The sequence below is a fragment of the Epibacterium sp. Ofav1-8 genome (genome assembly GCF_022348185.1).
In the GTDB taxonomy this organism is placed as follows: Bacteria; Pseudomonadota; Alphaproteobacteria; order Rhodobacterales; family Rhodobacteraceae; genus Epibacterium.
Genome location: NZ_JAKRFD010000018.1, coordinates 83,445 through 91,249, shown reverse-complemented (window position 1 = coordinate 91,249; position 7,805 = coordinate 83,445). Strand labels below are relative to the sequence as shown.

Below are 7,805 nucleotides of genomic sequence, written 5' to 3'. Positions count from 1 at the left end.
AACGCTATAAAGGGCCTGCTGCAGAGCAAAAGCTTCTCCGGCATTCAAGTGCTGTTCAAACGTCCGGCCGAAACGCTGCGATGGTACCTTTGGCATGGAAAAGTTCTTACGGCCACGACCAGTCTACAATGGTTGATGGTCGATTGCGCGCGGCTGGTTACAGATGACCGCGTGGTGACTGAAGCGGCTCGGCGCGTGCAAGCTCGGTGCCGAGACCTCTATTCCTACCTTGCGAACAACATGGACAACCTGACCGACTATGGTCGGCGGCACCGCACGGGTCTTCCGATTTCTTCGTCCCGGGCTGAGGGCTGCGTGGACGACATCGGCAACACCCGCATGGGAAAGCGACGCCGCATGAGATGGTCACCCACGGGAGCCCACCGCGTGGCTGTTGTCCGCGCCGCCGTTCTCGACGGTCGGCTAACCGGAGCCTACCAAAGAGCAGCCGCATGACCCCCAAGTTTTGCCCACTCCCAACGTGAACAAGCTGAAAGCAGAAAACCCCGTGAAGCATGCCGCCCAAGGGGAAGAGCTGAAGAAACTCCTCGGCTGAAGATGGATCAGAGATGATAGACTTTGAGAACGACCCCGACTACGAAGAATGCCTTGTGACCTTTTTTGATGTCCTCGGCTTCAGGAACCTCCTGCAAACGCGAAGCGGAGCAGAGATTAGGGACCTGCTTTCGATGTTTCGTCGGGTATCCGAAGGGGATGCCACGCCGCCCACCCGTTCCGATGAAATGCGGATGATCAGCGAAGTCCATGCCGAGATCGTGTCTGACGCGATCGTGAGAACCAGAACCATTGAAACTCAGTACCAGGCCGGGCCTTTGGTCTGGGAACTCATCGATTTGCTGCACATCCAGATCGAATGCGTGGCAAATGGCATATTGGTGCGCGGCGCGATGACGATCGGCCCCATGCATCTCGGCATCGACTTCAGTGGTCCGGTGTTTGGGCCTGCCCTCGTTCAGGCTTATTTCATGGAAGAAGGCGAGGTCATCTTCCCACGCATTGCGATCCATGAAGATGTCATCGAACGCCACCGGCAGGACCAAACGCTCTGGCGGGAAGGACATTCCTATGAGGATGAAGAGCGTCACCTGAACAACCTCCTGCGCCAAGACGAGTCAGGCCTCCACTACGTAGACTATCTTCGCGCCAGTCTCAGCGAGCTCGACGGCGAATACGCCGACTGGATCGAGTTTCTGGGTAGGCACAAAACATTGGTGGAGAGCGGTCTCGCCGACAGTCCCAACGCGACGGTGCAGCGCAAGTACAGCTGGCTCAAGAACTACCACAACGGAGTCATCGACGAGAACTTGGCAAACCTGGAACCGGGCGCGATGACCGCGGATGGCGACCCTTGGGAAGCTCTGTTCAGAGGGCTCAGGATCGAAGCCTGAGCTGTCTCAACAAGTCACGATTGGGAGCGTCACGAAATGTCCACGACATGCCTCACCGTTTGGCCAATACGGGAATCGCCAGCCTGCCACCATTCCTATGACCCGCCATCCAGACCTGCGTCCTCCAACTGCTCCCGCTCTGGCAGATCGCGCAGGCTTTCCAACCCGAAGGCGACCAGGAACTGCTCAGTCGTGACAAACGTATAGGGCGCGCCGCGTCGAGGCGACCTTGGCCCGGTCCCAATCAAGTCGCGCGCATGCAGCCGTCCGATCAGGTCACGGCTGATCTCCTTGCCGAAGATGTCCTTGAGCCCGTCGCGCGTGATCGGCTGGTGGTAGGCAATGGCCGCCAGCACCGCGACGTCGAATTCGCTCAGATCGAGAAGCTTCTCACCGACATCTGCCGCCGCGCGGATCGCGGGGGCGTAGGTGGCGCGCGTGCGCAACATCCAGCCGCCAGCGACCTTGGCGAGTTCGAAGGCCCGCCCTTCCAGATCGGCGGCAAGGTCCTCGACCAGCAAGTCGACCGAGGCCCCCTGCCCGACCACGCGGGCGAGATCGTCGCGCGGCACCGGCGAGGCTGAGGCAAAGAGCACCGCCTCGATCCGGCGCATCCATTCGCGCCACCGTAGCTCAGGCAGCAGGTCGGCCAATTCGCGGTCTATGTCAGGTTCCGAGCGATCCTTCGCCATCGCTACACCCCATAGAGCCGGAAGGTGTCACGTCCGGTCAGTTCGCGTACGGCGCCGAGGTCGACCAGGCGGTCGCAGAGCCGCCGCGCGGCGCGATCCGGCAAAGGCAACGCCGAAGGCGCCACGGCATCGCGGTTCAGGAACATCTCGACCGCGTCGCCCGCCCCTTTCGCCCGCAGCTTGGGCGCGACCGCCTTCAGATGCGCCGCCCGACGCGCGAGGTCGGTGGAGAGACGCACGGCCTCGACTGCCGAGGAGATCAGCGCGCGATGACAGGCGAAGCGAAGTTCATCGCATTGCTTGCGCAGGTCAGCCCGTTTCAGGCCTGGGGCCAGCAGCGGCACGAGATGATCCCAGCCGAGTGCCTGCGCGAGGGCCGCATCCGCGAGGATCAGCCCTGCGACGTCTGCGCGCGGCGCCTCGCGCAGCACCGCCTCCAACACCATCGCGGCCCGGGTCACCGGCGCGCCTCTCCCCACATCGAGCCATGTGGCGATCTGGCCCGGTTCGAGGGCCGGCAAGGCCCGACCCAGAGCCTTGATCGACACCGGCCGCTCCACCGCGCGCCGCCACGCCAGATAGATTTCCCCCGCCGGTCCCGGCAGGTCGCCGGGGCGCAACAGGTGCACCGCATTGCGCAACTCCGCTTCCCGCTCCGGCCGTCCAGAGAACGCAACGCATGCGGCGGCCGCACGCAGCGTGAGGCGATCACGCAACAAGGCGTGGGAGACCTCCTCGCGTCCCAACATAAGATGCAGGTGGTTCAAGGCGGCGCCCGACAAAAACGCAACATCTTCAAGGGTTTCAGCACGTACGGAGGTGACCCAGGCGGGCATCCGGGGTAGCGTGTCGAGGTCGCTGATGTGATCCGCTCGGGCAATCGTCATGCTCGAAATCTACATTGCGACGGCGCTTTCGTCCACAATATGATGCACAAACCGCCCCACCTCGCTATTGCCATTCACGTCCAATAAGTTTGAATTATCGGACATATAAAGATATGCTGCGAAACAATCTCAGAAATACCGCTTTTCGGGGGAAAGATGTCGTCAAACAACGAGAAACCAACCTCAACGACCTCCGACACGTTTGAAGTTTCTCCCCTCGACGAGAGAGATCAAGAAGAATGCGATGGCATCGCCCTGCCCTCCCATGTCGCGGGGGCCGGCACACTCGACCGGTTGGTGGACACCGCTCGGGGTTATGCCAAGGCTTCGACGGCCCAGAACACGAACAAGGCCTACGCGGCCGACTGGAAGCACTTTGCGCGTTGGTGCAGGCTCAAGGGAACCGATCCTCTGCCGCCCTCGCCAGAAATGATCGGGCTCTACCTAACCGACTTAGCCGCGCCAGCCAACGACGCCCCTGCCCTAACCGTCTCAACCATCGACCGTCGTCTGTGCGGTCTCGCTTGGAACTACGCGCAACGCGGCTTCACCCTCGACCGCAAGAACCGCCACATCGCCACGGTCCTCGCGGGGATCAAACGCAAGCACGCACGCCCACCGGTTCAGAAAGAAGCGATCCTGCCGGAGGATATCCTCACCATGGTGGCCACCCTCCCCTTCGATCTACGCGGGCTCAGGGACAAGGTGATCTTGCTCTTGGGCTACGCTGGCGGTCTCAGGCGCTCCGAGATCGTCAGCCTGGACGTCGGCAAGGATGATACTCCCGACAGTGGCGGTTGGACCGAGATCCTCGAGGATGGCGTGATCCTGACATTGAACGCCAAAACCGGCTGGCGCGAGGTCGAGATCGGGCGCGGGTCATCCGAGCAGACCTGCCCGGTCCATGCGCTCGAACAATGGCTGCACTTCGCGAAGATCGACTTCGGGCCAGTGTTCGTTCGAACGTCGCGTGACGGTAAGAAAGCGCTCGAATCTCGCCTTTCCGACAAACACGTCGCCCGCCTGATCAAGACCACCGTCCTGAAATCCGGCATCCGGTCAGACCTCCCCGAGAAAGACCGCCTTGCCCTATTTTCGGGCCACAGCTTGCGCGCCGGTCTTGCCAGTTCGGCCGAAGTCGATGAACGCTACGTCCAAAAGCAGCTCGGACACGCCTCGGCCGAGATGACACGGCGCTATCAGCGCCGGCGCGACCGGTTCCGCGTGAACCTGACCAAGGCTGCAGGACTTTGATTGCGATCAAGCTTCGTTGCGGCATTGCCAACTTGTTTGCGCGTTCTGAACTGGTTAGGCCTCACGCATGAAGATGCCGTCCAAGATGCCTCGCCTGAAGGGCTTTCGGTTTCCGCGTGAGATCATCGCCTATGCCGTCTGGGTCTACCACCGATTTGCGCTTAGCACTGCCGATGTTGAATATCTGCTCGCAGAACGCGATGTGACGGTCAGTCGGGAAACGATTTGGCAATGGGTCAACCGCTTTGGCGGCCATTTCGCGAATTGCATCAGGCGAGACCGGCCAGCCCCGGACGACAAATGGCATTTGGACGAAGTGGTCAGCCCGACCAACGGTCGGAAACGCTGGCTCTGGCGGGCCGTGGATGCGAACGGAGATACTCCTGATATCCTCGTGCAACCACGGCGGAGTGCTAAGGCAGCCCGGCGCTTTCTGAAGCGGCTGATTTCACAATTCGGCGAACCCCGTGTTGTGATCACGGATAAGTTGCAAAGCTATTTCAAGCCGATCCGCGATCTTGCGCCGGGTGCGGATCACCGAGCACACAAAGGGTTGAATAATCGGATCGAAGGATCACACAGACCCACTCGAAAGCGTGAAAAGCTCATGGGGCGCTTCAAGTCGCCAAAGCAAGCGCAAAGGTTCCTTGCCGCTCACGACCAGATCAACACCGTTTTTCGACCCCGCCGCCATCAACTCTCCACCGTCTCATACCGTCGTCATGCCAGAACCGATGCTTTCGGCCTCTGGGACGGTTATATTGCAGAAATGAACGTCTGACAGGAACTGGCCTCACCCTTCTCAATCACGCGCAAGCAAGTTGGCAATGTCCACGGTGATGAAGTTGCGCGAACTTCGCTCTGAAGCCGCTGGATCAGCGCCGCGTCCAACATCAGGCTACCTGCCATCTTGCCAAATGCCCTATGACAGCGCCGGTTGGTCGCCCATCGGCTGGCGGCTTGACTGTGTTTGGATGGAGGTCGGGCGTCAGTCCTTCAGCATTGGATGTTGTATGCGGTGTTTCCAGCATAAGAATTCTGTTCATGTGGATAAGTTACCCAGAAAACCCTTGCACGAATCCTACTCAACGGTAAATAGTCACGGAAAGATAACAACAAACGTCGATTTCCGTGAACACGGCGGCAGGCTGCAGAAAATGATCCGTATTAGGCTCTAATCCCGCACGCTCTTGCATCCGTAACACAGGATACGAGGGCAGAACGGCAATGGCAACGAACCAGTCTCCGGCAGCAGAGGCGCTGCATGAGGATCTCAACCAGCTTATTCGGGAGCATTCCGAATGGCTGGCCACCCAATTGCACAACCAACGCGAAAGCCTGTTCCCCCCCGACGCCGCCAAGATGATGCGCAAGTTCACCTCTGGCGAGGCGGCGACGCTTTTGGGCGTCAATGACAGCTATCTGCGCAAGCTGCATCTGGATGGCAAAGGCCCCTCGCCCGAGCTGACACCGGGCAATCGGCGGCTTTATTCTGTGAAGGACATGCTGGATCTGCGCCATCTCCTTGAGAAAACCGCCCGCAAGCCCGGTGACTACCTGCCCGGACGCCGCGAGGGCGACCACATGCAGATCATCGGCGTGATGAACTTCAAAGGCGGCTCCGGCAAGACCACAACCTCGGCGCATCTGGCCCAGCGGCTCGCCCTGCGTGGCTACCGGGTGCTGGCCATCGACCTCGACCCGCAGGCCTCGATGACCGCGCTGCATGGTGTGCAGCCCGAGGTCGACCTGCAGGATGGCGGCACGCTCTATGATGCCATTCGCTATGATGACCCGGCCCCGATCGCCTCGGTGATCCGCAAGACCTATATCCCCAACCTCGACCTCATCCCCGGCAATCTGGAGCTGATGGAGTTCGAGCACGAAACCCCCCGCGCGCTGGCGCAGGGTCAGGCGGGGCTGTTCTTCTTCCGGGTCAAACAGGCGCTCGAACAGGTGGACGGCGACTATGATGTGGTGGTGATCGACTGCCCGCCGCAGCTTGGTTTTCTCACCATGTCCGCGCTTTCCGCCGCAACCGGCGTGCTTGTCACCATCCACCCCGAAATGCTCGACGTGATGTCGATGTCGCAATTCCTGCGCATGACCGCCGACCTCATGGATGTGATTGCCGAAAGCGGCGCCGACATGTCGCATGATTGGATGCGCTATGTGCTCACCCGCTACGAGCCCTCGGACGCGCCGCAAAACCGTATCGTGGCCTTCCTGCGCACCATGTATGGCGACAAGGTGCTCAATGCGCCGATGCTGAAATCCACCGCGATTTCCGACGCGGGCCTCACCAAACAGACCCTCTACGAGGTGGAGCGCTCCGCCTTCACCCGGTCCACCTATGACCGCGCCATCGAGAGCATCAATGCGGTCAATGATGAGATTTCCGACCTGATCCAGCAGACCTGGGGGCGCAAATGACCACCGGCAAGAAAAAACGCATGTCCATGCTCGACAGTCTCGCAGCAGCGGGAGGGCCCTCCGCCACCGCCGGGGGATCGATGATGTCGACCAATCGCGCCCTGCGCGCGGCGCGTGATGCGGTGGATTCCCATCATGTCTGGGAGCTTGATCCAGATGCCATCACCGACCTGCGGATCGAGGACCGCCTCGCCCCCGGTGATGTGGCCGATCTGATTGAATCCATTGAAACTTCTGGCCAGACCGTGCCAATCCTTGTGCGCCGTGATCCAAGTGATGCAGACCGCTATCTGCTGGTCTATGGCCGCCGCCGGCTGGAGGCGATCCGCCATTCAAACAAGGTCAGCAAGGTCCGCGCCCTTGTCGCCAGCATGGATGACGACAGCGCCGTACGCGCCCAGATCACCGAGAATATGGCGCGCCGCGATCTGACATTCATCGAACGTGCGATCTTTGCGCGGGAACTGATTGAATCCGGTTTTGGCAACCAGTCACAGGTGGCCGAGGTGCTGACCGTGACCAAATCCTCCGTGTCGATGGCGATGGCCATTCTGGATGCGGTGGGCATTGATCTGGCCCGCGCCATTGGCCCCGCGCCCAACATCGGCCGCCCCCGCTGGGACGATCTGGGCCGTGCATTGGCGGAAACCGATGTGGATTCCGCGCAGCTGATTGCCGTCGCAGAACGGGTCCACACCGATGCCAGCATCGCCGTGATCGACGGGCGCGGCAACGACCCGCAAGAAACCTCGACCGCCGCCTTTGAGGCGGTGATGAAAGCCCTGCCCGCCGCCCCTACCCCGGCACGCACCGCCGCCAAGCCTGCGCGCAAAAAACCGCGCGCCTTGACGTTGAATGGGGAGAAAACTGGCAGCATTCGCCGCACCGCAAAGGGCGTGCAGATTGATCTGGCGGAGGGCGCATTTGCCGATTGGGTCGAGGCCGAGGCCCAGCACCTAATCGCAGACCTTCATGCCCGTTGGCTGCAACGGTCTGAAGACCAATAAAAAAATAAGAGCAGAGTAAGGAAAGGAGGCACGAGCAGACAAAAGAAAAGGTCCCGCAAAGACATCGCTCCACGAGACCCTGACTTGTGTTTAGCAACTTCAAGCTAGTGTCAGGAGCCTGGA

7 protein-coding genes and 1 pseudogene are annotated in these 7,805 nt (G+C 60.7%); 6 read left to right on the top strand and 2 right to left on the bottom strand.

The features are described 5' to 3' along the window. Both MHM97_RS21590 and MHM97_RS21585 read left to right on the top strand, forming a co-directional pair. Positions 1–456 (top strand): annotated as a pseudogene (locus MHM97_RS21590) (ISKra4 family transposase); the annotation flags it as partial. Positions 457–569: 113 nt separating this feature from the next. Beyond that, positions 570–1,409 carry a hypothetical protein gene (locus MHM97_RS21585; protein ID WP_239325511.1) on the top strand — a complete coding sequence of 280 codons (840 nt, stop codon included), beginning with the start codon at positions 570–572 and terminating at the stop codon, positions 1,407–1,409. Positions 1,410–1,504: 95 nt separating this feature from the next. Here the strand turns inward: MHM97_RS21585 and scpB are convergent, their stop codons facing one another. Both scpB and MHM97_RS21575 read right to left on the bottom strand, forming a co-directional pair. Further along, complete coding sequence (gene scpB / locus MHM97_RS21580; protein ID WP_239325509.1) at positions 1,505–2,101, bottom strand: SMC-Scp complex subunit ScpB; 597 nt, start codon at positions 2,099–2,101, stop codon at positions 1,505–1,507. A gap of 2 nt (positions 2,102–2,103) precedes the next feature. Next, a complete protein-coding gene (locus MHM97_RS21575) occupies positions 2,104–2,988 on the bottom strand; it encodes a DUF1403 family protein (RefSeq protein ID WP_239325507.1) in 885 nt (294 codons plus the stop codon). 156 nt (positions 2,989–3,144) lie between these two features. Here MHM97_RS21575 and MHM97_RS21570 point away from each other — a divergent pair, with 156 nt between their 5' ends. The 4 genes from MHM97_RS21570 to repB all read left to right on the top strand — a co-directional run bounded on the left by MHM97_RS21570 (position 3,145) and on the right by repB (position 7,682). Beyond that, on the top strand, positions 3,145–4,242 hold the full coding sequence (locus MHM97_RS21570) for a tyrosine-type recombinase/integrase (protein WP_239325505.1): 1,098 nt from the start codon (positions 3,145–3,147) through the stop codon (positions 4,240–4,242). Between the two features lie 67 nt (positions 4,243–4,309). After that, on the top strand, positions 4,310–5,023 hold the full coding sequence (locus tag MHM97_RS21565) for an IS6 family transposase (protein ID WP_239325503.1): 714 nt from the start codon (positions 4,310–4,312) through the stop codon (positions 5,021–5,023). Between the two features lie 446 nt (positions 5,024–5,469). Continuing rightward, positions 5,470–6,675 carry a plasmid partitioning protein RepA gene (gene repA, locus MHM97_RS21560; RefSeq protein ID WP_239325501.1) on the top strand — a complete coding sequence of 402 codons (1,206 nt, stop codon included), beginning with the start codon at positions 5,470–5,472 and terminating at the stop codon, positions 6,673–6,675. Next, on the top strand, positions 6,672–7,682 hold the full coding sequence (gene repB, locus MHM97_RS21555; protein ID WP_239325499.1) for a plasmid partitioning protein RepB: 1,011 nt from the start codon (positions 6,672–6,674) through the stop codon (positions 7,680–7,682). The genes repA and repB overlap by 4 nt, the downstream gene beginning before the upstream one ends. Positions 7,683–7,805: the final 123 nt, after the last annotated feature.